The following is a 25,276-nucleotide window of genomic DNA, read 5'->3' on the forward strand; positions in this document are numbered from 1 at the left end:
GACAATGAAACATCAGTTTAAATATAATCCTTTAGCAACTGCTATTTTGACACTCTTGTGTGGCGGCTCGATTCAATCAAGTCTCGCAGCGGACAAACTTGTGCCGTTTACGTCTCATGCCTCTACGCTTGACAATACACAGCTCAAAGCCATTGCTCAGCAAGATCAAGAAACTTACGCTGGAGAAAAATTTTTCCAGCAATATTACGTTGACAAATCTGCGCCAGAAGCACAATTACGTAACAATCAATATTTAAGTTCATCTTTCTGTCAAGGCACTTGGATTACACCAATCAATCCAGTAACGAAAACTGCCGATCAAAATGCAACAACCTCAGTTATTACAGCAGATTATGGACATTATGATCCAAATGGTGATTCTGTTTTACAAGGTAATGTTGTGATTGATCAAGAAGGCCGAATGATTCGTGCGGATAAAGTCATCCTTGATTCCACGCAAACCCATGCCAATGCACAAGGGCGTGTTCAACTCGCACAAGCAGGTTTACTCACCCAAAGTGATCAGATCAACTATAATTTAAAAACTCAAACAGGTGATTTAAACAATAGTTTTTATATCACCGAACAACAACATGCACATGGTCATGCCAACCAAATTCGACGTCAAAATGAAAACTTAGTGATCTTAACGGATGCAAGTTACACTGCATGCCCACCTGGCCAGAAACCAGCATGGAAAATTCAAGCCAAGCAGATTGAACTGAATCAAGAGACTGGGCGTGGTGTTACACGTGGTACAAAACTCTATGTAAAAGATGTGCCTGTACTTGCTGTACCCTATTTTAACTTCCCCATAGATGACCGACGCACCACAGGTATTCTAAGCCCCAACTTCGGCTATAGTAACGATGGCGGTATCCAACTCTCCGTCCCCGTCTATCTCAACCTAGCACCGAACTACGACTTAACGCTGACACCTAGCTTTATGAGTGAGCGCGGCACTAAACTGGATGCTGATTTCGGCTATATGACAGAAAATTTTGGTGCTGGTCGAATTTGGGGTGGTTATTTACCAAGCGACAAAGAGTATGACAAAGAAAATCGCTCTGATTTACATTTTCTCCATAACTGGAAGATCAATGATCAGTGGTCGACCAACCTAGAATACAACTATGCTTCTGATAAGGACTATTTCTCCGATTTTGATACCAGTCCAAACTCTAAAACTGATTTAAACTTACGTCGTGCTTGGGAACTCAACTATCAAAATGGTATTCCTGGACTAAAAGCGCAATTAAAGGTCGAGGATTTCCAAACCTTGGATAAAACCATCGAGGATGCTGATCGACCTTATGCTCGACTTCCGCAATTTTTATTAAATTATGTTACTGGGAACCCACAAGGCCTACAGTATGAGTTTAATAATGATACGGCTTATTTCAAAAAATCCATTAGTGATGGCTCTGCCTTAGAATCCAGTGGTACGCGTATTTACAACCAGTTTGCTGTACGTTATAACCACATTACACCATCTTGGTTTTATGTCATTCCAGAAGTATCTGTACGCAGCATTAATACTTTTTATGACCGAGATTCCAAGGAAGGCCGTGGGCTTGCCGCTTCTGATGATTTAGAAAAATCTGTGGTTGTTCCACAATTCACTTTAGCAACTGGTCTTACTTTTGAAAAAGATGGTAAATACTTACAGAGCATTTCTCCACGTGCTTTTTATGCATATTCACCCTATAAGAAGCAAGACGATTATCCAAACTTTGACTCAACTTCAGCTTCGATCAGCTACGATCAGCTATTCAACCCTTACCGCTTTTATGGGCATGACCGCTTAGAAGATAATAACTTTTTATCTTTAGGGGTAACCTATAGTCTATTAGATACGGAAGGTTTAGAACGTATTCGTGCAAGTGTTGGTCAAAGTTATTATTTCAAAGATCGCCGTGTCAGCTTAAATGAAGAGCTAGATCAATTTGATACACAAAGCCGCACCGGACCAATTGTAAGTGTGTCTAGCCAACTGAATCAAAACTTTACCATTAACGCAAATTCAGCTTGGATGTCGAATGGAGAGAATGCTCAACGTGATGTCCAAGCTTATTACACAGGTGATAAAGGTAATCTATACAATCTAGGTTATTTCTACAGAAAAGATATTAAAGATCGACAAGATGCTTATGACCAAGTTGTTGCATCCTTTATACAACCTGTAAAAGATAATTGGCGTATTATGGGCCATGCTCAATACGACCTAGACAACAATCTGATGCGAGAATATTTACTTGGCGTAAATTACGAATCATGTTGTTGGGCTGTCTCAGTTTATGGTCGCTCTTACTATAACGATCTGGATGATCCAAACCTTCCAGACGTACGTAGAAAACGCGCTGTCATGGCTGAGTTCACCCTTAAAGGTCTAGGCGCTTTAAACAATAAACTCGCCTCTCTTCTTGAGAATAGAGTTTTAGGTTTTAACAAAATCAATCAATCTTGGACACAACGTTAATGAAGATAAAACCTTTTCAACATATCTTTAGAGCCACTGTTCTCGCTGCCCTAATTTCTTCATCAATGCAAAGCTTTGCTCAACCTACGGATGAGGTTGTTGCGATTGTGGATAATAGTGTCATTCTTAGAAGTGATTTAGAGCAAGGAATTGCCGAAACTGAACATCAATTAAAAGCGCAGAATAAGCCTGTTCCACCGCAACAATACTTACAAATGCAGGTTTTAGATCAACTTATTGTTCGTGAAGCTCAGCTAGAGCAAGTAAAACGGTATGGTATTAAAGCTGATGAAAACAGTTTAAATGCTGCTGTATTAAGAGTTGCAAACCAATCTGGAGCGAGCACGCTCTCTGCTTTCCAACAAAAGCTAGATGCGATTGCACCGGGCACTTATGAAAATTTACGTAACCGCATTGCGGAAGATCTCGCAATTGGTCGTCTACGTCAACAACAAGTCATGTCTCGTATCAAATTCAGCGACAATGATGTTGAGAATTTCTTAAACTCACCAGAAGGTCAAGCTGCACTTGGCACACAAGTTCATGTGATCCATATGCGTATTTCTGGTGAAAACACCGCTGACGTACAAAAAGTAGCTCAAGAAGTAAGAAAATCACTAACCACAAGTGATGATCCTAAAGCGATTAGTAGCAAGCTCTCGACTTCAACAGTTACCGTTGATGGTGCTGATATGGGCTTCCGCTCTTTATCAGATATTCCAACCGAGTTATCTGCTCGCATCACTCCATTAAAAGTCGGACAGACCACTGAACTGGTTAACGTTCGTGATGGTACACATGTATTGAAATTACTTGATCGCAAACAAAATGATCAAAAAGCCCTAATACCCCAATATCAAACACGCCATATTCTGATTCAATCCTCAGAGGTCGTCAGCCTCGATCGTGCCAAGCAAATGATTGATAGCCTCTATAATCGAGTCAAGGCTGGTGAAGATTTTGCGACACTGGCAGCAACTTTCTCTAATGATCCTGGTTCAGCTCGTGATGGAGGAAGTCTAGGTTGGGTGAGTCCAGGCGTAATGGTGCCAGAGTTTGACAAAGTTATGACTACCATACCAACTGGACAAATTAGCGAACCATTCCAGAGTCAATTCGGCTGGCATATTTTAGAAGTTACGGATACTCGTCAACAAGATATGACCAAAGAAGCTCAAGAGCGAATGGCTCGTCAAATCTTAGGTGAACGTCAATTTGATATGGAAGTTGATAGCTGGACGCGCGAACTTCGCGCGAACGCCTATGTTGAAATCAAAGATGTCGGCTTAGATGCAAAAGCACAATAAGTACCAACGCCTCCTACAAGAAAAATGCTAGCTTATCGCTAGCATTTTTTTATATTTCGGGTCATCAAAAAAATAGCGACAATGAATTGCCGCTGTTTTTTAATTCATCACAAATAGATTATTTGTAACGATCTACCATTTTCTCTAAAGAAATTGGACGAATCTTGTCTGCATTACCCGCAGTACCGAATGCTTCATAGCGTGCAACACAAATGTCTTTCATTGCTTCAACAGTTTCACCAAAGAATTTACGTGGGTCAAACTCACTTGGTTTCTCAGCCATCATGCGACGCATTGCACCAGTAGAAGCCAAACGCAAATCGGTATCAATATTAATCTTACGCACACCATGCTTAATCGCTTCTACAAGCTGCTCTACAGGCACACCATAAGTTTCTTTAATATCACCACCATATTGGTTAATCACAGCCAACCACTCTTGTGGAACAGAGCTTGAGCCATGCATAACAAGATGCGTGTTTGGCAAAGCAGTATGAATCTCTTTAATACGATCAATCGCCAAGATATCGCCTGTAGGTGGACGAGTAAACTTGTACGCACCATGCGAAGTACCTACAGCAATCGCCAAAGCATCAACATTGGTGTCAGCAACAAACTGAGTTGCTTCTTCAACAGATGTTAATAACTGAGAATGGTCAAGTACACCTTCAGCGCCTACACCATCTTCCTCACCTGCCAAACCAGTCTCAAGGCTACCTAAACAGCCAATCTCACCTTCAACAGAAACACCACATGCATGCGCCAATGCAACCACACGACGTGTTACATCAACATTATAATCATACGACGTAGGCGTTTTACCATCTACACCCAATGAACCATCCATCATGACTGAGCTAAAGCCCAACTGAATCGAACGCTGGCAAATATCAGGACTTGTACCATGATCTTGATGCATTACCACAGGAATATGTGGCCACTCTTCAATCGCCGCTAAAATAAGATGACGTAAGAAAGGTGCACCTGCATATTTACGCGCACCAGCCGAAGCTTGCACGATTACAGGTGAATTTGTCGCATCTGCAGCAAGCATAATTGCGCGCATTTGTTCTAAGTTGTTTACGTTAAACGCTGGTACGCCGTAGTTATGTTCTGCAGCGTGATCCAAGAGCTGGCGCATCGAGATTAGAGCCATAATATCCTCCCAGGTAATGCGCCATATTCTACATGCTGATCTATTTCAATTCAGCAACTAATCACAGGATTTCAAAAAAAAACCTGAATCTTTTGTGTAATTTGCGTATCAAGACACACTTGCCAATAAAAAAGACCAAATCACAAAATGATTTAGTCTCCCGCATATCTAATGTTTGGCTTTACAATCACCAAAACCCTCTATTTACCTAGATCTAGCAATAGCCTTCCAGTCGAGTTAAGGGCAATTTCTTACCAATCGCTTTTTCAATTTCAGGTAAATAAAATGCATCATCTTCTGATAGAAAGCTAATACTTACACCTTGTGCACCTGCACGACCAGTACGACCAATACGATGCACATAATCATCAGACTGTTCAGGCAAGGTGAAGTTAATCACATGTGAAACACCATCTACATGTATACCACGACCCGCAACATCCGTTGCAATCATAATATTATTCTTGCCATTCTTAAATTGATCTAGCATTTTCACACGTTTATCTTGTGCAATTTCACCCGATAGCATTCCAACCTTATACCCATCGCGCTTCAAATGATCATATAAACGACGCACTTGATCACGGCGGTTTGCAAAGATCATCACCTTATCAATCGGTTCGTCTCGAAGAATTTCTTGTAAAAGCTTATATTTATCTTGCTTCGCAACCATATAAACACGTTGCTCCACATCGCTATTGGTCTTTTGCTCTGGTTCGATTTCAACCGTTACAGGCTCAAATAACCACTGTCGTGCAAGATTTAAGACATCATAACTAAATGTTGCTGAAAATAATAATGTTTGACGTTGCTCTTTAGATGAAGAAAAACGCACAATTCGTTTTACCGATGGAATAAATCCCATATCCAGCAAACGGTCAGCTTCATCAATCACTAAAAACTCAATGCGATCCAACCAAACTTCTTTTTGTTCCACAAAATCAATTAAACGCCCCGGAGTCGCGACAATAATATCAACGAAGTTGCGATCCAACATTTTCTTTTGTTTATCAAAATCCACGCCACCCAACAAGGTCACAAGATGCAAATTTGAAAATTTTGTCAGTGCTTGAGCATCACTTTCGATTTGCAAAGCCAACTCACGGGTAGGTGCCAAAATTAACGCACGTGGCTCACCACGAAAACGCTGATCTTGAATCGGATTATTTAGTAGATCATTAATCACACTCACTAAAAAGGCAGCCGTTTTACCAGTACCCGTTTGTGCTCGACCAATGGCATCGTGCCCTGCTAGCGTATATTTCAAAACCTTTTGTTGAATTGGGGTCATTTGAGTAAAACCCAAAGCATCAATCGCTTTTTTCAACTGCGGATGTAAATTTAAGGTTTCAAAACCTGGTGTCATATATGCTCTCGAACCATCAATGACCAAAACAAAGTCGTTATTATAAACAAAAACGCCCCAAATAACATTGGAGCGTTTCATATTGCATTAAAGCAATAAAACAAATTAGTCTAAAGGCTGAACGTTTTCAGCTTGGAAACCTTTTTGTCCTTGAACTACGCTGAATTCAACGCGTTGGCCGTCACGTAAAGAACGGTGACCGTCGCCCATAATTGCGCGGAAATGAACAAATACGTCATCACCACCATTACGCTGAATAAAACCAAAGCCTTTAGTGTCGTTAAACCACTTTACTACGCCTTGTTCACGAGCTGTCATAAGTCAATCCTCAGATATTGAAAGATAAGGACCTTCCGGTGTTGCAAACAGCAGAGCCAACAAGGTTTTAAAATTTTTTATAATTTTAAAGCTTGTAATCATTCTGTAAAACTATCAACAATTTCCGGTTACATCCATTTGTTATAGGCTTTATTACAATAAAATTATAATAAACACTTCCTAAAACGCACCGAGCTTAACATGGGTTTATCACAATTAATAGATTTATTTTAGCTTATTTCCTCTGTTTCCATTGATTTCGTACGATTATTTGGTTAGGTTTTAAATAAAATTTTTCTCTATAACCTTATCAAAATTTGTTAAGATCATTTTGAATTAAGTTATCTAAATGATTATGACCTTTACTCTTTCTAGCTCGACAGAAATTATTGATGCTTTAGGACAACCTTGTCCGATGCCATTACTCTTACTCAAACGAGCTCTTAAAAAAGCAAATGATAAAAAACAATATTTATTAAAGTCATCTGATCCACATAGTGAAATTGATGTAACACGATATTGCAAAATTCAGCAACTCCAGTGTCAAGTTCAAAAAGTTTCAGAAAATGAATTCCACTATTTAATTGAATCTCTTTAGGGTTTTTCCAACTTACTTTTTTTGTTAAACTCTTGGTAAAGATAGATTTACATTTCTATACTCAAATTTCCTTAATGATGAAGCACATTCGCATTAAGATGAAATTGTTGACTCAATACCATCCTATAAGGAGACTCCATGACTACTGACAGCAGCAATCAATTGATGCCCCTGTCATTGTCTGCGCCTGGCGTAAACCTTGGTGCATATATCAGTACTGTCAATCAAATTCCAATCTTAACGGCCGAGCAAGAAAAAGAACTTGCTGATCGTTATTATTACGACCAAGATCTTGATGCTGCCAAATTATTGGTCATGTCACATTTACGCTTTGTGGTGCACATTGCGCGTAGCTACGCAGGTTACGGCTTACCACAAGGTGACTTAATCCAAGAAGGCAACCTTGGATTAATGAAAGCAGTAAAACGTTTCGATCCTAATATGGGTGTTCGTTTAGTCTCTTTTGCCGTGCATTGGATAAAAGCTGAAATTCATGAATATGTGATTCGCAACTGGCGTATCGTCAAAATTGCGACCACGAAAGCTCAACGCAAATTATTTTTTAATTTACGTAGTCTAAAAAAATCAAGCAAAAAACTGACGCTAGAAGAAGCAAAAGCCATCGCCCGTGATTTAAATGTTACGGCTGAACAAGTGATTGAAATGGAAGGTCGTTTGACCGCTTATGATGCTGCATTTGAAGCACAAGGCGATGATGACGATGATACTCCACATACTGCTCCTGCGCTTTATTTAGAAGACAGTCGTTACGACCCTGCTCGCTTGGTTGAAGAAGAAGACTATGAGCAACAAAGCACCGCTGCTTTGCATGATGCAATGGATCAGTTAGACGACCGCTCTCGTAATATTTTACAACGTCGTTGGTTAGATGATGATAAATCGACCTTGCATGAACTTGCTGCCGAATATAACGTTTCCGCTGAACGTATTCGCCAGCTCGAAAAGAATGCAATGGAGAAAATCAAGACTGCGATGTCTGCCAGTTAAAATTTAACACAAGGGCTTTATGCCCTTTTGTTGTATTTGGCTATGCTTAATTTCTCTAATATGATAACTTTGCTACTCAAATTTCTAGTTACATTGTAATTATGTGGATTGCAATTTCTGCGCTAAATCTAGCGCTTGCGGTAATGCTCGGTGCTTTTGGAGCACATGGACTAAAATCTTTTGCTACGCCTGAACAACTGGCTTGGTGGGCTACAGCAACACAGTATTTCTTTTATCATGCGATTGGTCTACTTATTTTAGCAGTATTAAATAAAACCACGCCCACTTTCCCAATAAAAATCCCCTTTATTTTGATTCAAATTGGTATCCTCTTTTTCTGCGCTTCGTTGTACATTATGGCGCTTGGTTTACCTAGAATATTAGGTGCAATCACACCCATTGGTGGTGCATTTATGATTGCAGGTTGGTTGCTACTGGCATGGCAAGCAATCAAGCATGCGAAATAAGGATTTATCATGCAAATCTTTTTAAATGGCGAGTTAACTGACACGTCTTGTGAAAATCTACAGCAACTGATTCAAGTTTTAGCCTTAGAGGGCAAACGCTTCGCTGTAGAAAAGAATCAACAGATCATTCCGAAAAGTAGACTTGAGCAAACTGTAATTGCTCCTGAAGATCGTATTGAAATTATTCAAGCTGTTGGTGGCGGCTAATCGGCTATAAATGGAGTAAGCCCATGCAAGATTCCCCTTTAATTATTGGTTCACGTACTTTTCAATCACGCTTATTGGTCGGAACTGGTAAATACAAAGATTTAAATGAAACTGATTTAGCCATCCAAGCCAGTGGCGCTGAAATTGTCACGGTTGCGATTCGTCGTGTAAATATTGGACAGCATCCAGATCAACCAAACTTGCTTTCAGTGATCCCACCTGAGAAATACACGATTTTGCCGAATACCGCAGGCTGTTTTGATGCCGATAGCGCAATTCGTACCTGTATGCTGGCACGCGAACTGCTTGACGGTCATAATCTGGTGAAATTGGAAGTGCTCGGTGATGAAAAAACTTTATATCCGAATGTGACCGCAACGCTGAAAGCAGCTCAAACCCTGATTGATGATGGTTTTGAAATCATGGTCTATACCTCAGATGACCCAATTGTTGCTCAAGAGCTTGAAAGTATGGGTTGTGTTGCGATTATGCCTTTAGGTAGCTTGATTGGTTCTGGTCTTGGTATTTTGAATCCACACACCATTTCAATCATCAAAGAAAATGCCAAAGTCCCTGTTCTAGTGGATGCAGGTGTAGGTACTGCCAGTGATGCAGCGATTGCAATGGAATTAGGCTGCGATGGCGTATTAATGAATACTGCGATTGCTGCTGCTCAAAATCCGATTTTAATGGCTTCTGCGATGAAGAAAGCCGTTGAAGCGGGTCGTGAAGCATTTTTAGCGGGTCGTATGCCGCGTAAGCGTATGGCCAATGCAAGCTCACCTGAAACGGGTTACTTCTTTAAGTAAGAAAAATATTAAAGGGGCTCAATGCCCCTTTTTATTTCAAATGTTATTTATCTTGATTCCAAATTAACGAGATGAATGATATTTTCCTGATGAGACAACAAAGCAAGTTTTTGCAAAACATCAGGCTTTAGATCTGCAATTTTTGTTTTTGCCATCCATGAGACAACCTGAGCCCCCCCTCACCGTCTAAATAAGATGCTTTAGTTTGAATCCGACCTTTATAAATATATAAGAACTCATGAAATTGTTCTTGAGACACAACATCGCAAAAGAAATTTTCAACAATTGCAAATAGTACAGGCGAAATAAAATCTTCACCCGTTTCCTCTAATACTTCACGCTGAATGCCTTCAAATGTTGTTTCTGCAAATTTTAATCGCCCACCAACCAAAGAAATTGTTCCATCGGGAAATGTCGACACTAAAATTTTATCTTCGTGTTCTATCCAAGCAGCCACGCGAATATTAAGCTTTCCCTCAGCTATTTCTAATGTTAAGTCTTTCACGACATACTCAATAATTTATTTAAGCTCTCTATTTTATTATATTTTTCTCATTGCCATTAAAACCCTCATATCTTTTATCGGGATAAGACTAAGCGTTAATAGCACTCTTTAAATTATTTTTTGCACTTTGCTCAAAATACTTTTGAAAATATTCAGTTTGATAAAGCGGTTCTGCCTGATAAAAATACGCTAAAACTTCTTTTCTTTTAATTGAGTAGATCTCAGGATCAACCCAAGCATATTCCTGCTGAATCTGCTGTTCGTATTCCTCGAAACGCTCTGGTGAAGCAGCCAAAATCGCCAAATCAATATCCAGTAAAAATTGCAAATCTAGCTCATTCGTCGCTTCATGCTTTTGCGTCGCAATAATCCATCGTTTTATCTTCTGAACATCATCTGCTGATAAATCGTGAGCTACATATTGATCAAATAGCTCTGCGCTTTTCAACTCGTTATCTTTCGCCTGTGGATCATAGACTACATCATGAAACCAGAGTGCCAAAGCAACCGCATACGCATCATTTAAATCAGCTCGAATAGATTCAAATAAAACCAAACATTCATACAAATGCTGAAGCGTATGATAAGCCCGCTGCTTTTCATTATAAGCAGCAATCAGCTTATTAAAAATTTTCTGTGGTTCAGAAAAATGGTAATGCTGATGTAACTCAAACCATGAGTGCTCTAATTTCGGTAAATATTGCTGCATAGTCAATCATCACTGAATTTCTTGATTCAACCACTTGGCTAATGATTCTGCATCTTTACGCTCAAGAAAGAGTTGGTATAAAGTACAGGAACCAAACTCATGTTTAAGTTCCTGTTGGCGAACAGGATGATTGCCAAAACGAAAGCGCCTTGTACCATCTGTATCTAAAGGCAACGCATAAACCCCATAACTACGAGGTTCGGTCAAATGCCCTTTTATACAAACTTGATCAGATGAAATCGCATGTTTCAATAAATATTCTTTGGTTAACATCTCACCCTGCCTAATGCAAACTTAAGATGCGTGTTGTTCATCCCGTTTAAATACAAGTTCTTTATTTGATGAACTTTCTGCATCAAAGTAATATCCTTCACTATTAAATGCTTTTAATTGTTCTGTTTGACTCAATTGGTTTTCAATCAAGTATCTCGCCATTAAGCCACGCGCTTTTTTCGCATAAAAACTAATGACTTTATATTTTCCATTTTTCTGATCCAAGAACACAGGCTTGATAATTTCTGCCTGAATGTTCTTTTCATTCACAGATTTATAATATTCGTCAGACGCTAAATTTACCAATACTTTCGCATCAATATTTGCTAAATCTTGGTTAATTTGATCGGTGATAATACTGCCCCAGAATTCATATAGATTATGACCACGCACATTCTTTAATTTAGTACCCATTTCCAAACGGTACGGCATCATCAGATCCAATGGACGTAACAAACCATATAAACCAGACAACATACGTAAATGTTGCTGTGCAAAATTGATATCTTGATCATTTAAATGGTAGGCATCCAATCCTGTATAAACATCGCCCTTAAAAGCAAACAATGCTTGGCGTGCATTGGAAAAATCAAAATCTGCATTCCAATCACGGAAACGATCTACATTTAAGTTCGCAATTTTTTCGCTCACGGTCATCAACGATGCAATTTCACTCGCAGAAAGCTTTCGACAAACATCAATCAATTGTTGTGATTGCGCCAACAAACGGGGTTGGGTATGTGTATCTGTAGGAAGTGCAGTGGTGTAATCGAGTGTTTTAGCAGGAGAAATTAAAGCAAGCATAATCAATCAAAATAAATTTATCTTGGTGAAACTATAACAGTTGATAATTTTTAATGCCAATTCGTGTTTTCATTCTTCATTATCGGTAAAATAGTGGATTCTTCCATTATCCATTGCGTATCTTATGTCTGAGCAATTATTCATCCAAGGTCCTGTTGGTCAAATTGAAATGTTTGTAGATCAGCCCAAAGGTGAAATCACAGGTTTTGCTGTTGTCTGCCATCCTCATCCTTTGCAAGGTGGTACACCTCATCACAAAGTTCCTGTTTTACTGGCTCAGATTTTCAATGAAATGGGTTGTGTCGTTTACCGCCCGAGCTTTCGTGGTTTAGCGGGCAGCGACGGCACACATGACCAAGGGCATGGTGAAACTGATGACATTATGGCTGTGATTGAATATGCACGTGAAAAGCATGCAGGCTTAACTTTCTATGCAGGTGGTTTTAGTTTCGGTTCTCATGTGCTCGCAAAATGTCAGGCACAACTCAGCAATGAGCTACGTCCAAAGCAATTAGTGTTATGTGGCTTGCCAACAGGTTCAGTGGTTGACTTACGTCATTACAAAACCCCTGCAATTGATGGTGATATTTTATTTGTGCATGGCGAACAAGATGATATTACCCTGCTCTCGGACATGATCGCTTGGGCAAAACCGCAAAAACACCCGATTACCATTATGCCCGGCGCGAATCACTTCTTTACAGGTTATCTAAAACAATTAAGACAAGTGATCGCTCGCTTTCTAAAATTGTAGGCTTAACAACAAATTATTAAGAAAAATATACTTCTTTTGAATCCGATGTCTGTTATATCAGTACAGATGAATAGGCATTAGGGTTCTGTAATGAAGTTAAATAAAAAACAGGGACTATTTTTAAAACACACCATTGAATATTGGCAGCAACAAGGAACGATTACACCTGAGGTTGCCAATGATTTAAATAATAGCTTCTCGATTCGATCTTTTGATTGGGAACGACTGGCAAAATATTCATTTTGGATTTCGATGATTTGTGCTGTCATTGCGATAGCGGCGATCACTCTAGATGAATGGTTAATGGCAATTCTTGAGCAATTATTTTTAAGTTCAAAGATTATCCCATGCCTTATCTTTGCTGCTGTTGCTGCAGCATTCTACGCTTTTGCTTATCATCGACGTAAGACTAAACCCTTGCATCAGTTTAGTAATGAAGCCATTATTTTTGCTGGTGTGCTTTCCACAGCAGCTTCCGTGGCTTATTTTGGACAAGCCATTGATACAGGTAGTGGACATTTCTCTTTATTATTTTTGCTCTCAACTGCCATTTATGCGGCTCTTGCCTTTTGGTTTCCGTCCAAACTGATCTGGGTCTTTTCACTACTTTCCCTTGGTTCATGGTTTGGCACTGAAACAGGCTATATGTCCGGCTGGGGTGCGTATTATTTAGGAATGAACTACCCTTTACGCTTTGTGTTGTTTGGTGGTGTCTTAATCGGACTCAGCCTGCTCTTTAAACATCACATCCGTTTCACAGATTTTGCACATTCAACCTATGTGATGGGTCTGCTATATCTGTTTATTGCCTTATGGATTCTATCAATCTTTGGTAATTATGGCGATTTGTATAGCTGGTACAACGTTAAGCAATATGAACTTTTGCATTGGGGTATTCTATTTGGCTTTATTGCCCTCATTGCGATCGTTTATGGTTTAAAACATGACGATGCCACTTCACGTGGTTTTGGTATTACCTTCTTGTTTATCAACCTTTATACCAAATATTTCGAGTTCTTTTGGGGTGGTATGCATAAAGCGATCTTCTTTATTTTGCTGGCTGTGTCTTTCTGGTGGATTGGTCGACATGCAGAGAAACTTTGGAACTTAGAGTTTCTGCCAGCTCAATCCCAAATGAAAAAAGATCATCCAGTTGAATGATTACTGAAAATTACCCCAACTTAAGCCAAACCGAGCCAAATACTTTTTGACTCGGTCGCTGTCATTGGTGGTATTGCGCTGCTGGCGTGAAGCAGCAAATAGCTGGCGTCCAGCATCAGCCATCGACTTGGCATTTTCACAGACTTGAAGTACACCACGCAGTTGAATCTGATCAAACTCATCAATTTCGCTCAACTGCGTTTGATCTAAATATTTGAGGAGAATATCCACGTCTTTAGATTGGTTTTGTATGGTTCTAATCGACCACAACTGCTTTAAACGCTGAATCTCCTTTTCCACCGTTTCTGAACGGATCAGCTCGCCACTAGATAATGTCGCTAACCGCGTCACACTTGCGGTTAAATCACGGAAATTCCCCTGCCATGATGCTTCTCGAGACTTGGCAAATTTCAAATACACATCGAGTGCATCACGCTGAAAACGCAATTGCCGTTGGTGATTTGTCGCAAAGCGTTGCAATTCAAACTCAACATTTGGGGCAATATCTTCGATTCGATCTTTAAGATTCGGCAAAAAGAAAGTCCATATATTCAGCCGCGCCCATAAATCCTCACGAAAACTCCCCGCTTGGACTTCGACTCTTAGATCTTTATTTGTCCCTACAATCAATTGAAAATCTGCCTGAACTTCCTTATCACTCCCAACAGGAAAAAAAGATTTGTCCTCAAGTGCCTTGAGCAACATCGCTTGCTCATCTAACCCAAGTTCGCCAATTTCATCCAAAAACAGAATACCCTGATCTGCACTTTTTAATAAACCTGTCCGTGAAGCCGCTGCACCTGTAAATGCGCCTTTGATATGTCCAAATAAACTAGACATAGCACTATCACCACGTAGCGTCGCACAGTTCACATCAATAAAGCGGCCACTCAAATGAAACTTGTCTTTCTTTAATTTAAAGATTTGTTTAGCTAAATGCGATTTTCCAACACCCGTTGCTCCCATAATCAGAATCGGCGCACAAGACCGGGTTGCTACCAGCTCAACCTCGGTGATCAGCTGATTAAATTCGTGGTTATAGGTTGAAATATTGGCTTTAAGCTGTTGCCAGTTTTGTTGTTGCTCATCTTCAAAGCGTTGCTTTAAAACATCATATCGAGACAAGTCCAGATCAATGATGCGATATTCACCTTCTGAGGTTTTCAATTGATTTGGCGCACTTTGAATCAATTTGGCAGGTAAATAATTGGCATCGACCAAAAGATACCAACAGATTTGAGCAACATGTGTGCCTGTGGTGATATGCAAAAGATAGTTATTGTTTTCAGTATCAAAAGTATAGCTTTTTACAAAGTCATATAGTACCCCATAAACCTCAGCAAAATCCCAAGGATCACGAATACTCACTCGATGACCCGACACTGTAGTCGATGGCGATACATCCTGAGCATCTTCAGCAATAAATTTGACTAAATTATGGTGTTTCCGATCATGCAATAGGACTAGCTCATCCACAATAAGGTCTTCATGCATCAAAAGGCTTAAGGTTGGACGCCAACGCTGCCATCGATCTGGACGCTTTCCTTGATCTAAGGTAGAACCGACAAAGCCAATCACGACGGTTTTTTTTGCATTCACCATAATTTCTATAATATTTTATATATGTCTATCATATACAATACGCAATTTGATGAAAAATTCCAACAATATGCTTCATTTTACTTTTTTAGGCACATCTTCAGGTGTACCTACACTAACAAAGAAGTTGAAACTTTCTATACAGGAAATTTCTACTTAGCCCATGATTTCGATCAATTTAGCTTAGATGAAACAGGTCGACTTTCAAAGATCGACAAATCCTTGTAGCTCCCTTGTTATGTAATCTATCCATAACACTTAAGATAGATTACATATCTTTTAAGATATTTTTATATTCAGTTAGATATATATTTTTCAAAAAATTAACACCATGTACTCTTCATAAAAAATATTTAAAATTTTATTTATATTATTTATCAATATCTTAAAAAATTTTAAATTAGATTTTTAAAAATTGGCACACTCGCTGCAATAGTATAAGCACACAGCATCATTGGGATCTTGTGAATATCACCTGCCTGCAAACGCTTGGCAGGCAGGCTTTGAAAGGAAAATGAAAATGTCTGTCGTTGAAAAAATCAATCAACAAGCTCAATTTGAACAAGAACAGCAACAACGTGCTTATCAAGTTCTACAAAATGAAAAAAGTATGCCTGTGAAAATGTGGACCAATGGCGTACTTGTTGATGACAACTCAAAACAACAATTACTACAAACAGCACAAATGCCCTTTATTTATAAATGGATGGCCGTGATGCCAGATGTACACTTTGGCTTAGGTGCAACGATTGGAAGTGTAATTCCAACCAAAGGTGCGATTATCCCTGCTGCAGTAGGTGTCGATATTGGATGTGGAATGATGGCGACTCGTACCAACTTAACCGCGTCAGATTTACCAGATAATTTACATGCTTTACGTACCGAACTTGAACGCTTGATTCCACATGGAATGACCAAACGTGGACGAGATCGTGGCTCTTGGGAAAATCCCCCTGAAATGGTGGATCAGGCTTGGGCTGATTTAGTTGCAGACTTTGAATTAATCTGTGCTAAACACCCTCGCCTAAAAAATACCAATAACCGAAAGCAGTTGGGAACTTTAGGAACAGGAAATCACTTCGTAGAAATCTGTTTGGATGAACATGATCACGTTTGGATTATGTTGCACTCAGGTTCTCGTGGTGTAGGAAATGCCATTGGTAATCATTTTATCGAGCTGGCACGTAAAGATATGCAAAAACATTTTATTAATTTACCGAATAAAGATTTAGCATATTTAGTCGAAGGAACTGAACATTTTGATGATTACTGGTTTGCTGTGGGTTGGGCACAACGCTTTGCCATGAAAAACCGTGAAATCATGATGCAATCCGCCATTAAAGCTTTAGCAATGATTATTCCAAAACCGTTCCAAGCACGTTTGGAAGCAGTAAACTGCCACCATAATTATGTGGAAAAGGAAGAGCATTACGGCGAAGAAGTGATGGTCACTCGTAAAGGCGCAGTTCGCGCACGCTTAGGAGAATATGGAATCATCCCCGGTTCAATGGGTGCCAAGTCTTTTATTGTCCGTGGGCTTGGAAATCAGGAATCTTTTTGCTCATGTTCGCATGGAGCAGGTCGTGTGATGAGCCGTGCCGAAGCAAAACGCCGATTCACTGTGGAGGATCAGATTGCGCAGACTGAAGGTGTGGAATGCCGTAAAGATGCTGCTGTGATTGATGAAATTCCATCAGCTTATAAACCAATTGAAGATGTGATGAAAGCGCAACAAGATTTGGTTGAAGTAATTTATACATTAAGACAAGTCGTTTGTGTTAAAGGGTAAAGTTATGGAAAAACATTGTCTGAATACTCGTAAGATTAAAGCAAATGAAGAAATTGCTTTAATCTTGCCTGAGCAACCTTATTACATCATCTTGATTGTCAATACTAATCAGGTTTTACCTGAATGGCGCAATCAGCTTTGTGAACGGATTGTCCATTCAAAAATGTGTATTCAAGCAATGGTTACAGGACATGAGTGCTCTAATTGGGATGATATTTTAGATGAAACATATCTAGGCTTTCATAACTATCAACCACCAATTAATCACTGCTTCATGACGACTTGGCATGAAAATGAAACTTTAGAAGATATTATTGAATGTGCAAAAGTTAGTATGCAATTGGAAGGTATTTCGAAATTAGTCATTGTACACATTGAATAGAAGGTAAATAAAATGAAACTCGCAGAAGCACTTTTACTGCGAAGCGATCAACAAAAAAAGCTCGCTTCATTAAAACAACGGATCAATGCCAATGTATTGGTACAAGATGGTGATGAACCTAGTGAAGATCCGAATGAACTGATCAAACAGGTATTTGCTTTAACCCAAGAAAGTAATCAGTTAATTTGTCGTATTCATTTGACCAATGCACAAGCAAAGCTGGAGGACGGCAAAATTCTGCTGTCATTATTAAGCTTACGTGATAGTTATGCTGAACAACATAAGATTCTCGTTGATGCGATTGCCAATACCCATCGTGAACCTGATCGTTATAGCTCACGTGAGATCAAATGGAAGAAGATTATCCCTGTTTCTAGCTTGCAAAAACAAGCCGATGATATCAGCGCGAAACTACGCGATTTAAATATCAAAATTCAAGCTGCAAATTGGCAGATTGATTTAGTTGAATAGGCAACAGATTTTGTGAATTTAGTTCACAATCACAGCTTGGACATACTGGGCGAGTACAAGATCCTGCGTTACTCCGATCTGAGGGATTGAAAATAATTCAGGCGGCTATGGCAGCATATGAGCCGTGCATCAATCTTCACCGATCAGGCTCAGCACCACGTACCTAGTAAACCTTTGCCAAAAGCAAAGTTACTCGTTACTTCGCATTACCATGTACTGACAGTATGTTCATTTAATTAGAAAATAAGGAAAATAGAAGTGAATAAAGCTTTGGCAAATATGCCAGCAACCATCCAGATTGATGGTTCACAAGGTGAAGGCGGTGGGCAAATTTTAAGAACGGCCCTTACCCTTTCGATGATTACAGGTCAAGCATTTGAATTAATAAACATTCGTGCTGGGCGTAAAAAACCAGGCTTAATGCGTCAACATTTGGTCTGTGTAGAAGCATCTCAACAGATTAGCCAAGCGTATGTAGAAGGTGCTGAGCTTCATAGCCAACGTCTGTACTTTGCACCGCAACATGTACAAAGTGGAAAATACCAATTCCAGATTGGTTCGGCAGGAAGCACAACACTGGTTTTGCAAACCCTATTACCTGCTTTGTTATTGCAAAATGAAGCCAGTGAACTCACAATTTCTGGTGGTACCCATAATCCACTTGCCCCAACAGCAGATTTTATCGAACATTGCTTTTTACCTACGCTCACAAAGATGGGAATAGAAAGCGAATTTAAGTTAAATAAAGCAGGCTTCTTTCCAATTGGCGCAGGTGAAATTCAAATCAAGATTCAGCCGTGGCAATATCGAAACAAGCTAAGTTTATTAGATTGTGGTGCTTTGCAAACTACTGGGGCTTTTGCAGCAGTATTAAATCTTTCAGAAGAAGCGCAAATCGCACAACGGGAATTAGCCACTTTAAAGAAAAGACTAAAGTTGGATACACAGCAGCAATTTCACTTAAATGGCATCAGCCAAGGGAATACAGTTTATGTCAAAGTTGAGCATCAGCATCATACTCAACTATTTACAGCATTGGGTGAAATGCGCAAAAGTGCAGAACAAATTGCCAATCATTTGGCGGAACAAGTGAAGCAATATATTAATTCTAAAGCTGTAGTGGATGAATATTTAGCGGATCAGTTGTTATTGCCTTTGGCATTGGGTCAGGGTGGCGAGTTCACCACACAATCTATCAGCGAACATACCCGCACTCAGGCAACCATGATTGAAAAATTTATCGATTGTGAAATTGAATTTATTGAGTTGGATAGAAATCTATTTCAAATTAATGTAAAGGTTTAAGAAGCTCATCCTTGAGCTTCTTCTCAATTATCTTTTTAAAATACAAACACTAACAATCACAATCAATAATTTCTACTTTCAGGAATTCCCCAATGATGTTTTTATTAAAAACCAATATATTAGTTTATATCCATATAAGCCTAAGCAATTAATTTTTCCACACAAACTGAGAAAAACTATGCTCTGCTTTTAGGCTATTTTCAACCGCTTGGGCAAGTTGACGAATAATACTTTGAGTTTCAATCTTTTCAAACCAAACTTGTTCTTGTTGTGGATTTGCAGAGATCTCACACAAAATATGTCCCTCTGTATCTTGGAGAGAACACAGTATAGAGAGAGGTAATTGATGATTGTCGATACAAACTTCAATTTTTTCATGTTCGTGACGAATATGTTGAGCATCAAAGCCATATTGTTCTAATTGTTTATACAGTAGTGCAGCCACATATTCTTGCGTGATATAGCATTCATTGGGTGGATGATCGACTACCCCATGCTTTGGGCAATCTGCTATAAATTGCAGCTTTTTCATGGTATTCCCTCTATTTTTATGTTTTTTAGCTCTGGATCACAGAGTAAAACCAACTCGTACGGTAAGAATTATTATATATACAATTGTCTTTCATTGATTAGCTGATTGTCTTAGTTCTTTTGCTAAATTGATAAATTTAGACCCAATTAGATATGTACATCTTCCAATGCTTCATTTTCGGTTTTTTAAGCGTTTATAAATTTAAACCGAACCAACGAATTGACTCAGTTTAATCTTATTCAGAAATGATTCCAAATTTAACTCAAGTTAAAGACCACGCCAATCGACTCGCGCATTACGCTCAGTGGCATAAATACGTTGAACATATTGCCCAATCGGTAGGTCTAATAAATAGTCATGATATTCTTTGAGTTCACCTGTAAATTGTTCAATATCATCATTTTCCAATTCCCACGGCGTACCTTTAATAAGCAATAAGGGCGCAAGTATTGAGCATACTGAAATATCAGCCAAACCAAGACGATCCCCAACCAAATAGCGTCCTTGATTATCAATTAATCTTTGATTTAGATCAGTAATCAACTCAGTCATACGCAGTTTGGATTGAGCCACTTTTTCAGGGTTTAACTTATAATTGGTTGAGACCAAACTTTTTAGAATGGGTTTAGAGATTTTTTCAAATTGACGTAAATACCCTTGCTCGCCCATCATAATTTCTAATGGATGATCTCCAATCGTGAGCGCTTGTGCTAAGGACCAACGACGAACATGAATACCCAGCTCACCTGACAGTTTGTCAATTTCCAAAGCTTGATCACGCAATTGCTCATCACGTCGTAAAAGCGCATGCTCAGGATAAGTCTCATCAAGGTACAAAGCAATTTGTGTTGAATCAGCAATCCAGCGTTTGTCATCTTTCAGCATTGGCAATAAATATTGCCCAGACTTTAAATAGGTAAACGCACGATGAACACCTGGAACCAAATTCTGTGCCACATAATCCAACTCTTTATGATCTAACAACCAACGCGCTTTTTCACAATAATGGGACAAAGGAAATTGATATAAAATCCGCATAAACATTCCTGAGTTATTTTTCTATTGGTTCAAACATAAGCTTTGCCCTACTTTAGAAGTAAAAGCTAATGAATACAATGTCCTTTTTTCTCTATCTTTTCTAATTTATGCGAGATCGCTTTATAAATATTCTTGGTGAGATTATTCATTTCTTTCATAGAAAAATGCTTTTTAGTACCGTTTGGTAAATTACAGATTACGCTAAGCACATGTTTTATATACCAATCACATATCTATTTTTATGTTATTTCTCTCATAAAAAATGCTTAAGATTTATTGTGATATATAAGCCATAACTGATGGTTTAATGGAAAAGTAAAACTTTTGTAAAGTGCCTCTTATCTATTAGAGGTACTATCATGTCCAGTCATCAATCAGTGATCCACCCCCAAGTACAACTGATTTCAAATGATCAGCAGGCAATCAATGCTGCCTATCAAGTTGCTGACTTTGCATTAGAAGAAAGAAATCACCGCGATCAAAATCGTATTTTACCAACGGAACAAATCATTGCGTTTAGCCAAAAAGGTTTAGGAGGCGTTCGTGTTCCGCAACAATATGGTGGTGCATTTGTATCGAATAAAACTTTGGCGCATGTGTTTCGCATTTTAAGTAAGGCCGATGCCAATGTCGGGCAAATTCCACAAAACCAATTCGGTCTATTAAATTTTATTAATATCACAGGTTCAGAAGCACAAAAACAGTTTATCTATTCAGAAATTCTTGCAGGCAAACGTATTGCCAATGGTGGTCCTGAGAAAAATTCCAGAGATACCAAAGCTATCCAAACCACTTTACGCCTTGAAAATGGCAAATATTTTTTAAACGGTGAGAAATTCTACTCTACTGGCACCAGCTTTGCGGACTGGTTAGCGATCCGAGCACAGCATCCAGAGGGTTATACCGTTTTGGCAATCATTGCTCGACATGCAAATGGTGTCGAAGTGATTAATGACTGGAATGGCTTTGGTCAACGTACCACTGCCAGTGGAACAGTCAGACTCACCCAAGTAGAGGTTGATCCAGCCTTATTTTTTGATGAGCGAATCATTGCCGATACCCCAAATGTTCGCGGTGCTTATTCTCAGCTTTTACAAGTTGCAATTGATGTCGGTATTGCTGAGGCAGCCTTTGACGACACCTTATCCAGTATCCGTAAAGCACGCCCGATTATCGACTCTGGCGTAGAAAAAGCCAGTGAAGAACATTACACCCTACATGAAGTTGGCAAACTGAATATCTTACTTGATGCAGCCATTTTATTACTGGATGACGCAGCCGAGTATTTGGATGAACTGGATCAAGTCACAGAGATTTCTGCTGAACAAGCGGCTAAAGCATCCATTCTGGTTGCCGAAGCAAAAATTTATGCCAATGATGCAGCACTACATATCTCTGAAAAACTACTTGAACTTGGTGGCAGCCGAGCGAGCTTGAGTCAACACAACCTAGACCAGCATTGGCGCAATGCCCGTGTGCATACCTTGCATGATCCTGTGCGTTGGAAGTTTCATGCGATTGGTGACTATTACCTCAATGGTACGCACCCCGCCCGCCATGCTTGGATTTAAGGAGTAAATGATCATGACCTCATATCAAGAGTTACAAGGCTTCGCCAAATCCAATTTTCAGCCTGCCCATGTGATTAAAACGGATGCAGAAGCTTTAGAAATCGCAACAGAATTGAGCCAACAATTCAAACAAAATGCGGTTGAACGTGATGCCAACCGAACACTACCTTTTACAGAAATCGAAGCATTTAGTCAGTCAGGCTTATGGGCAATCACAGTACCAAAACAATATGGCGGTGCTGAGGTTTCGAGCTTAACCGTTGCCAAAGTAATTGCATTATTCAGTGGGGCTGATGGCTCAATTGGTCAGATTCCGCAAAACCATTTTTATGCCTTAGAAGTTTTACGCAATACAGGCACAGAAGATCAAAAGCAGCGACTTTATCAAGAGGTGTTACAAGGTGCTCGCTTTGGTAATGCCCTTGCCGAGTTTAAAACACGTACCTCTGCGCATAAGCAAACAACCATTGAGGCAAGTGAAAAAGGCTATCTCATTCAGGGTGAAAAGTTTTATTGCACAGGCAGTTTATTTGCCCATCGTATTCCTACGCTGGTCGTTGATGAAACAGGACGTGAATTTCTGGCTTTCGTACAAAGAGACAGCCAAGGCTTAGAACTGATTGATGACTGGTCTGGCTTTGGTCAGCGAAATACGGGCAGTGGTACAGTTAAATTTAATCAAGTTTTTGTTCAAAAAGATGATGTGATTCCATTTGATACAGCATTTAAACAACTGTCTTTGGTTGGACCATTTGCGCAAATAATGCATGCCGCCATTGAAGTCGGGATTGCCCGTGCTGCCTTTGAAGAAACACTGCAACGTGTTCGTGTGGCTCGTCCATGGATTGATGCCAATATCGAATCCGCTACCCAAGATCCATTAACACTGTCTGAGTTGGGTCGTGTTGCAACCGATGTCAAAGCCAGCGAACTATTACTGAAACAAGCTGCCCGATCCATTGATGCCGCTAAAGAAAATCTGAATGCTGAAACTCTGGCAAAAGCCTCGATTGATGTGGCAAAAATTCGTGCGCATAGTACTGAAACCGCATTAAAAGCTGCATCTAAACTGATTGAACTGGCAGGTAGTCGCGGTAGCCAACGCTCAGATGGCTTAGATCGTTATTGGCGTAATGCTCGTGTGCATACCCTACATGATGCGGCACGCTGGAAATACTATTTTATTGGCAATTACGTCTTGAATGGCATTCTGCCACCACGTCGGGGGACTTTGTAATGAATCAAAGTGCCCCAAAACAAATCTTGCTGAATGCCTTTGATATGAACTGTGTGGGTCATATCAATCATGGGCTATGGACACATCCTCGAGATCAGTCACATCGTTTTAATGAACTGAATTATTGGACGGAACTGGCTCAGACCTTAGAACAAGGTTTATTTGATGGCTTGTTTCTGGCTGACATTACAGGAGTTTACGATGTCTATCAAAATGGCATTGACCTGACCTTAAAAGAGTCTATTCAACTGCCAAGCCATGACCCCTCTACCCTGATTTCAGCAATGGCGCTGGTGACTCAAAACCTGAGCTTTGGTGTGACCGTCAACCTCAGCTATGAACATCCTTATCAGTTTGCACGGCGTTTTGCCAGTCTCGATCACTTAACTCGTGGTCGTTTGGGCTGGAATATCGTCACTGGCTATTTAGACAGTGCTGAACGCTTAATTGGGCAGAAAGGCTTAAAAGACCATGATGCCCGTTATGATCAGGCAGAGGAGTTTTTACAGCTTTGTTATAAATACTGGGAAGGTTCTTGGGAAAATGACGCACTAAAGAAAGACAAACAACAGCGTATTTTTACTGATCCCAACAAAGTCCACTCGATTGATCACCAAGGGCAATATTATCAAAGTCAGGGCGTGTTTCAGGTTGCGCCATCTGTGCAACGTACCCCAACTTTATTTCAGGCAGGTGCTTCCCCGAAAGGCCTACAGTTTGCGACGCGTCATGCAGAATGTATTTTTATTGGCGGTGATCAACCTGAAAAGATTCGTCAGCAAGTCACTAAAATTCGGCAACAAGCCACACAACAAGGTCGTCATGAAGATGACATTAAAATCTTTGTCGGCATTACCGTTGTGGCCGCAGAAACCCATGATCTCGCCCAGCAAAAGCTCAATGAATACAGCCAATTTGCCAGCCCTGAAGCAGGCTTGGCACATTATGCAAGTTCAGTCGGTATTGATCTGGCGAAGTTTGCCGATGATGAAGCGATTCCTTATCAAAAGAGCAATAGCATTGCCTCAGTCAATGAAAAGTTTAAAGAGCAACGTATTAGCAAAAATGATCTAAAAGCACAGCATGTTTTAGGTGGCCGTTATCCCCTGATTGTGGGGAGTGGTGCTGAAGTTGCTGAATATCTAATTGATTTAATAGATCAAACAGGCATTGATGGTTTTAACCTGACCCGCACCGTTGCACCTGAATCACATCATGACTTTATTCGACTGGTGATTCCAGAATTACAGCAACGCGGACGTTATAAAACTGAATATGCAACAGGCTCTCTACGCAACAAACTTTTTGCTCAGGGCGATCATTTAGCGGCAAATCATCCTGTACATCAGTTCCGATGTCGCACACATACCCCTACAAATAACTTGAAAATAATTGAAGACATAAGCGCTTAACTTTTTAAAATATTGGAGA

At 39.7% G+C, this 25,276-nt stretch carries 26 protein-coding genes and 1 pseudogene; 17 read left to right on the forward strand and 10 right to left on the reverse strand.

What is annotated here, in order from left to right; all coding sequences use genetic code 11:
- The first annotated feature begins 4 nt into the window (after window positions 1-4).
- Together lptD and MMP72_RS01700 are read left to right on the forward strand one after the other, a co-directional pair.
- Window positions 5-2,479 carry an LPS assembly protein LptD gene (gene lptD / locus MMP72_RS01695; RefSeq protein WP_241313936.1) on the forward strand — a complete coding sequence of 825 codons (2,475 nt, stop codon included), beginning with the start codon at window positions 5-7 and terminating at the stop codon, window positions 2,477-2,479.
- Window positions 2,479-3,786: a peptidylprolyl isomerase gene (locus MMP72_RS01700; protein WP_241313937.1), complete on the forward strand. Its 1,308-nt coding sequence runs from the start codon at window positions 2,479-2,481 to the stop codon at window positions 3,784-3,786. Before lptD ends, MMP72_RS01700 begins: the two co-directional genes overlap by 1 nt.
- A gap of 118 nt (window positions 3,787-3,904) precedes the next feature.
- On the opposite strand, the gene fba is transcribed toward MMP72_RS01700, so the two are convergent.
- From fba to MMP72_RS01715, 3 genes are all read right to left on the reverse strand, one after another.
- A complete protein-coding gene (gene fba, locus MMP72_RS01705; protein ID WP_241313938.1) occupies window positions 3,905-4,942 on the reverse strand; it encodes a class II fructose-bisphosphate aldolase in 1,038 nt (345 codons plus the stop codon).
- Window positions 4,943-5,156: 214 nt separating this feature from the next.
- Window positions 5,157-6,308 (reverse strand): ATP-dependent RNA helicase RhlB, encoded by a 1,152-nt coding sequence (gene rhlB, locus MMP72_RS01710; protein WP_241314024.1) that lies wholly within the window; start codon window positions 6,306-6,308, stop codon window positions 5,157-5,159.
- 105 nt (window positions 6,309-6,413) lie between these two features.
- Window positions 6,414-6,626: a cold-shock protein gene (locus tag MMP72_RS01715; protein ID WP_004653893.1), complete on the reverse strand. Its 213-nt coding sequence runs from the start codon at window positions 6,624-6,626 to the stop codon at window positions 6,414-6,416.
- A gap of 355 nt (window positions 6,627-6,981) precedes the next feature.
- Between MMP72_RS01715 and MMP72_RS01720 the strand changes: the two genes are divergently transcribed.
- From MMP72_RS01720 to MMP72_RS01740, 5 genes are all read left to right on the forward strand, one after another.
- A complete protein-coding gene (locus MMP72_RS01720) occupies window positions 6,982-7,224 on the forward strand; it encodes a sulfurtransferase TusA family protein (RefSeq protein ID WP_241313939.1) in 243 nt (80 codons plus the stop codon).
- Between the two features lie 138 nt (window positions 7,225-7,362).
- Window positions 7,363-8,232, forward strand: a complete 870-nt coding sequence (gene rpoH, locus MMP72_RS01725; protein WP_241313940.1) for an RNA polymerase sigma factor RpoH — start codon at window positions 7,363-7,365, stop codon at window positions 8,230-8,232.
- Window positions 8,233-8,333: 101 nt separating this feature from the next.
- Entirely contained in the window at window positions 8,334-8,699 is a 366-nt protein-coding gene (locus MMP72_RS01730; RefSeq protein ID WP_241313941.1) for a DUF423 domain-containing protein, read from the forward strand.
- A gap of 9 nt (window positions 8,700-8,708) precedes the next feature.
- Window positions 8,709-8,906 (forward strand): sulfur carrier protein ThiS, encoded by a 198-nt coding sequence (gene thiS / locus MMP72_RS01735; RefSeq protein ID WP_241313942.1) that lies wholly within the window; start codon window positions 8,709-8,711, stop codon window positions 8,904-8,906.
- Between the two features lie 23 nt (window positions 8,907-8,929).
- The gene (locus MMP72_RS01740) at window positions 8,930-9,715 is read left to right on the forward strand and encodes a thiazole synthase (protein WP_018679821.1); all 786 of its coding nucleotides are present in this window, start codon (window positions 8,930-8,932) and stop codon (window positions 9,713-9,715) included.
- Window positions 9,716-9,842: 127 nt separating this feature from the next.
- Here MMP72_RS01740 and MMP72_RS01745 read toward each other — a convergent pair whose 3' ends face one another.
- From MMP72_RS01745 to yaaA, 4 genes are all read right to left on the reverse strand, one after another.
- Window positions 9,843-10,220 (reverse strand): NUDIX domain-containing protein, encoded by a 378-nt coding sequence (locus tag MMP72_RS01745; RefSeq protein WP_241313943.1) that lies wholly within the window; start codon window positions 10,218-10,220, stop codon window positions 9,843-9,845.
- An 88-nt stretch (window positions 10,221-10,308) separates the two neighbouring features.
- Window positions 10,309-10,929 carry a metal-dependent hydrolase gene (locus MMP72_RS01750; RefSeq protein WP_241313944.1) on the reverse strand — a complete coding sequence of 207 codons (621 nt, stop codon included), beginning with the start codon at window positions 10,927-10,929 and terminating at the stop codon, window positions 10,309-10,311.
- Between the two features lie 9 nt (window positions 10,930-10,938).
- Window positions 10,939-11,202, reverse strand: a complete 264-nt coding sequence (locus tag MMP72_RS01755; protein ID WP_241313945.1) for a hypothetical protein — start codon at window positions 11,200-11,202, stop codon at window positions 10,939-10,941.
- A 21-nt stretch (window positions 11,203-11,223) separates the two neighbouring features.
- On the reverse strand, window positions 11,224-12,006 hold the full coding sequence (gene yaaA, locus MMP72_RS01760) for a peroxide stress protein YaaA (RefSeq protein WP_241313946.1): 783 nt from the start codon (window positions 12,004-12,006) through the stop codon (window positions 11,224-11,226).
- A gap of 124 nt (window positions 12,007-12,130) precedes the next feature.
- On the opposite strand from yaaA, the gene MMP72_RS01765 reads away from it, so the two are divergent.
- Both MMP72_RS01765 and MMP72_RS01770 read left to right on the forward strand, forming a co-directional pair.
- Window positions 12,131-12,760, forward strand: a complete 630-nt coding sequence (locus tag MMP72_RS01765; protein ID WP_241313947.1) for a hydrolase — start codon at window positions 12,131-12,133, stop codon at window positions 12,758-12,760.
- Window positions 12,761-12,850: 90 nt separating this feature from the next.
- Complete coding sequence (locus MMP72_RS01770) at window positions 12,851-13,921, forward strand: DUF2157 domain-containing protein (protein WP_241313948.1); 1,071 nt, start codon at window positions 12,851-12,853, stop codon at window positions 13,919-13,921.
- Here MMP72_RS01770 and rtcR read toward each other — a convergent pair whose 3' ends face one another.
- Window positions 13,922-15,523 (reverse strand): RNA repair transcriptional activator RtcR, encoded by a 1,602-nt coding sequence (gene rtcR / locus MMP72_RS01775; RefSeq protein WP_241313949.1) that lies wholly within the window; start codon window positions 15,521-15,523, stop codon window positions 13,922-13,924.
- Window positions 15,524-15,640: 117 nt separating this feature from the next.
- On the opposite strand from rtcR, the pseudogene MMP72_RS01780 reads away from it, so the two are divergent.
- The 5 genes and pseudogenes from MMP72_RS01780 to rtcA all read left to right on the forward strand — a co-directional run.
- Window positions 15,641-15,748: pseudogene (locus MMP72_RS01780) on the forward strand (MBL fold metallo-hydrolase); the annotation flags it as partial.
- A gap of 292 nt (window positions 15,749-16,040) precedes the next feature.
- Window positions 16,041-17,309 carry an RtcB family protein gene (locus tag MMP72_RS01785; protein ID WP_241313950.1) on the forward strand — a complete coding sequence of 423 codons (1,269 nt, stop codon included), beginning with the start codon at window positions 16,041-16,043 and terminating at the stop codon, window positions 17,307-17,309.
- A gap of 4 nt (window positions 17,310-17,313) precedes the next feature.
- Window positions 17,314-17,691 (forward strand): hypothetical protein, encoded by a 378-nt coding sequence (locus MMP72_RS01790; protein ID WP_241313951.1) that lies wholly within the window; start codon window positions 17,314-17,316, stop codon window positions 17,689-17,691.
- 12 nt (window positions 17,692-17,703) lie between these two features.
- The gene (locus MMP72_RS01795) at window positions 17,704-18,162 is read left to right on the forward strand and encodes a DIP1984 family protein (protein WP_241313952.1); all 459 of its coding nucleotides are present in this window, start codon (window positions 17,704-17,706) and stop codon (window positions 18,160-18,162) included.
- 258 nt (window positions 18,163-18,420) lie between these two features.
- Window positions 18,421-19,467, forward strand: a complete 1,047-nt coding sequence (gene rtcA / locus MMP72_RS01800) for an RNA 3'-terminal phosphate cyclase (protein ID WP_241313953.1) — start codon at window positions 18,421-18,423, stop codon at window positions 19,465-19,467.
- Window positions 19,468-19,615: 148 nt separating this feature from the next.
- Here rtcA and MMP72_RS01805 read toward each other — a convergent pair whose 3' ends face one another.
- A complete protein-coding gene (locus MMP72_RS01805) occupies window positions 19,616-19,999 on the reverse strand; it encodes a hypothetical protein (protein ID WP_241313954.1) in 384 nt (127 codons plus the stop codon).
- A 267-nt stretch (window positions 20,000-20,266) separates the two neighbouring features.
- Window positions 20,267-21,037 (reverse strand): glutathione S-transferase family protein, encoded by a 771-nt coding sequence (locus MMP72_RS01810; protein ID WP_241313955.1) that lies wholly within the window; start codon window positions 21,035-21,037, stop codon window positions 20,267-20,269.
- A gap of 359 nt (window positions 21,038-21,396) precedes the next feature.
- Between MMP72_RS01810 and MMP72_RS01815 the strand changes: the two genes are divergently transcribed.
- Genes MMP72_RS01815 through MMP72_RS01825 form a run of 3 tightly spaced genes read left to right on the forward strand, consistent with a single transcriptional unit; the run spans window position 21,397 to window position 25,257 of the window.
- Window positions 21,397-22,608 carry an SfnB family sulfur acquisition oxidoreductase gene (locus MMP72_RS01815; RefSeq protein WP_241313956.1) on the forward strand — a complete coding sequence of 404 codons (1,212 nt, stop codon included), beginning with the start codon at window positions 21,397-21,399 and terminating at the stop codon, window positions 22,606-22,608.
- Window positions 22,609-22,621: 13 nt separating this feature from the next.
- Window positions 22,622-23,845 carry an SfnB family sulfur acquisition oxidoreductase gene (locus MMP72_RS01820; RefSeq protein ID WP_241313957.1) on the forward strand — a complete coding sequence of 408 codons (1,224 nt, stop codon included), beginning with the start codon at window positions 22,622-22,624 and terminating at the stop codon, window positions 23,843-23,845.
- Window positions 23,845-25,257 carry an LLM class flavin-dependent oxidoreductase gene (locus MMP72_RS01825; RefSeq protein ID WP_241313958.1) on the forward strand — a complete coding sequence of 471 codons (1,413 nt, stop codon included), beginning with the start codon at window positions 23,845-23,847 and terminating at the stop codon, window positions 25,255-25,257. The genes MMP72_RS01820 and MMP72_RS01825 overlap by 1 nt, the downstream gene beginning before the upstream one ends.
- Window positions 25,258-25,276: the final 19 nt, after the last annotated feature.

It is taken from the genome of Acinetobacter sp. NIPH 2699 (assembly GCF_022549355.1).
Lineage (GTDB): Bacteria > Pseudomonadota > Gammaproteobacteria > Pseudomonadales > Moraxellaceae > Acinetobacter.

Excerpts from the sequence above, each read along its gene's own strand:
- lptD (WP_241313936.1), top strand. The coding sequence starts at position 5 with ATGAAACATCAGTTTAAATATAATCCTTTAGCAACTGCTATTTTGACA.
- MMP72_RS01700 (WP_241313937.1), top strand. The coding sequence starts at position 2,479 with ATGAAGATAAAACCTTTTCAACATATCTTTAGAGCCACTGTTCTCGCT.
- fba (WP_241313938.1), bottom strand. The coding sequence starts at position 4,942 with ATGGCTCTAATCTCGATGCGCCAGCTCTTGGATCACGCTGCAGAACAT.
- rhlB (WP_241314024.1), bottom strand. The coding sequence starts at position 6,308 with ATGACACCAGGTTTTGAAACCTTAAATTTACATCCGCAGTTGAAAAAA.
- MMP72_RS01715 (WP_004653893.1), bottom strand. The coding sequence starts at position 6,626 with ATGACAGCTCGTGAACAAGGCGTAGTAAAGTGGTTTAACGACACTAAA.
- MMP72_RS01720 (WP_241313939.1), top strand. The coding sequence starts at position 6,982 with ATGACCTTTACTCTTTCTAGCTCGACAGAAATTATTGATGCTTTAGGA.
- rpoH (WP_241313940.1), top strand. The coding sequence starts at position 7,363 with ATGACTACTGACAGCAGCAATCAATTGATGCCCCTGTCATTGTCTGCG.
- MMP72_RS01730 (WP_241313941.1), top strand. The coding sequence starts at position 8,334 with ATGTGGATTGCAATTTCTGCGCTAAATCTAGCGCTTGCGGTAATGCTC.
- thiS (WP_241313942.1), top strand. The coding sequence starts at position 8,709 with ATGCAAATCTTTTTAAATGGCGAGTTAACTGACACGTCTTGTGAAAAT.
- MMP72_RS01740 (WP_018679821.1), top strand. The coding sequence starts at position 8,930 with ATGCAAGATTCCCCTTTAATTATTGGTTCACGTACTTTTCAATCACGC.
- MMP72_RS01750 (WP_241313944.1), bottom strand. The coding sequence starts at position 10,929 with ATGCAGCAATATTTACCGAAATTAGAGCACTCATGGTTTGAGTTACAT.
- MMP72_RS01755 (WP_241313945.1), bottom strand. The coding sequence starts at position 11,202 with ATGTTAACCAAAGAATATTTATTGAAACATGCGATTTCATCTGATCAA.
- yaaA (WP_241313946.1), bottom strand. The coding sequence starts at position 12,006 with ATGCTTGCTTTAATTTCTCCTGCTAAAACACTCGATTACACCACTGCA.
- MMP72_RS01765 (WP_241313947.1), top strand. The coding sequence starts at position 12,131 with ATGTCTGAGCAATTATTCATCCAAGGTCCTGTTGGTCAAATTGAAATG.
- MMP72_RS01770 (WP_241313948.1), top strand. The coding sequence starts at position 12,851 with ATGAAGTTAAATAAAAAACAGGGACTATTTTTAAAACACACCATTGAA.
- rtcR (WP_241313949.1), bottom strand. The coding sequence starts at position 15,523 with ATGGTGAATGCAAAAAAAACCGTCGTGATTGGCTTTGTCGGTTCTACC.
- MMP72_RS01785 (WP_241313950.1), top strand. The coding sequence starts at position 16,041 with ATGTCTGTCGTTGAAAAAATCAATCAACAAGCTCAATTTGAACAAGAA.
- MMP72_RS01790 (WP_241313951.1), top strand. The coding sequence starts at position 17,314 with ATGGAAAAACATTGTCTGAATACTCGTAAGATTAAAGCAAATGAAGAA.
- MMP72_RS01795 (WP_241313952.1), top strand. The coding sequence starts at position 17,704 with ATGAAACTCGCAGAAGCACTTTTACTGCGAAGCGATCAACAAAAAAAG.
- MMP72_RS01805 (WP_241313954.1), bottom strand. The coding sequence starts at position 19,999 with ATGAAAAAGCTGCAATTTATAGCAGATTGCCCAAAGCATGGGGTAGTC.
- MMP72_RS01810 (WP_241313955.1), bottom strand. The coding sequence starts at position 21,037 with ATGCGGATTTTATATCAATTTCCTTTGTCCCATTATTGTGAAAAAGCG.
- MMP72_RS01815 (WP_241313956.1), top strand. The coding sequence starts at position 21,397 with ATGTCCAGTCATCAATCAGTGATCCACCCCCAAGTACAACTGATTTCA.
- MMP72_RS01820 (WP_241313957.1), top strand. The coding sequence starts at position 22,622 with ATGACCTCATATCAAGAGTTACAAGGCTTCGCCAAATCCAATTTTCAG.
- MMP72_RS01825 (WP_241313958.1), top strand. The coding sequence starts at position 23,845 with ATGAATCAAAGTGCCCCAAAACAAATCTTGCTGAATGCCTTTGATATG.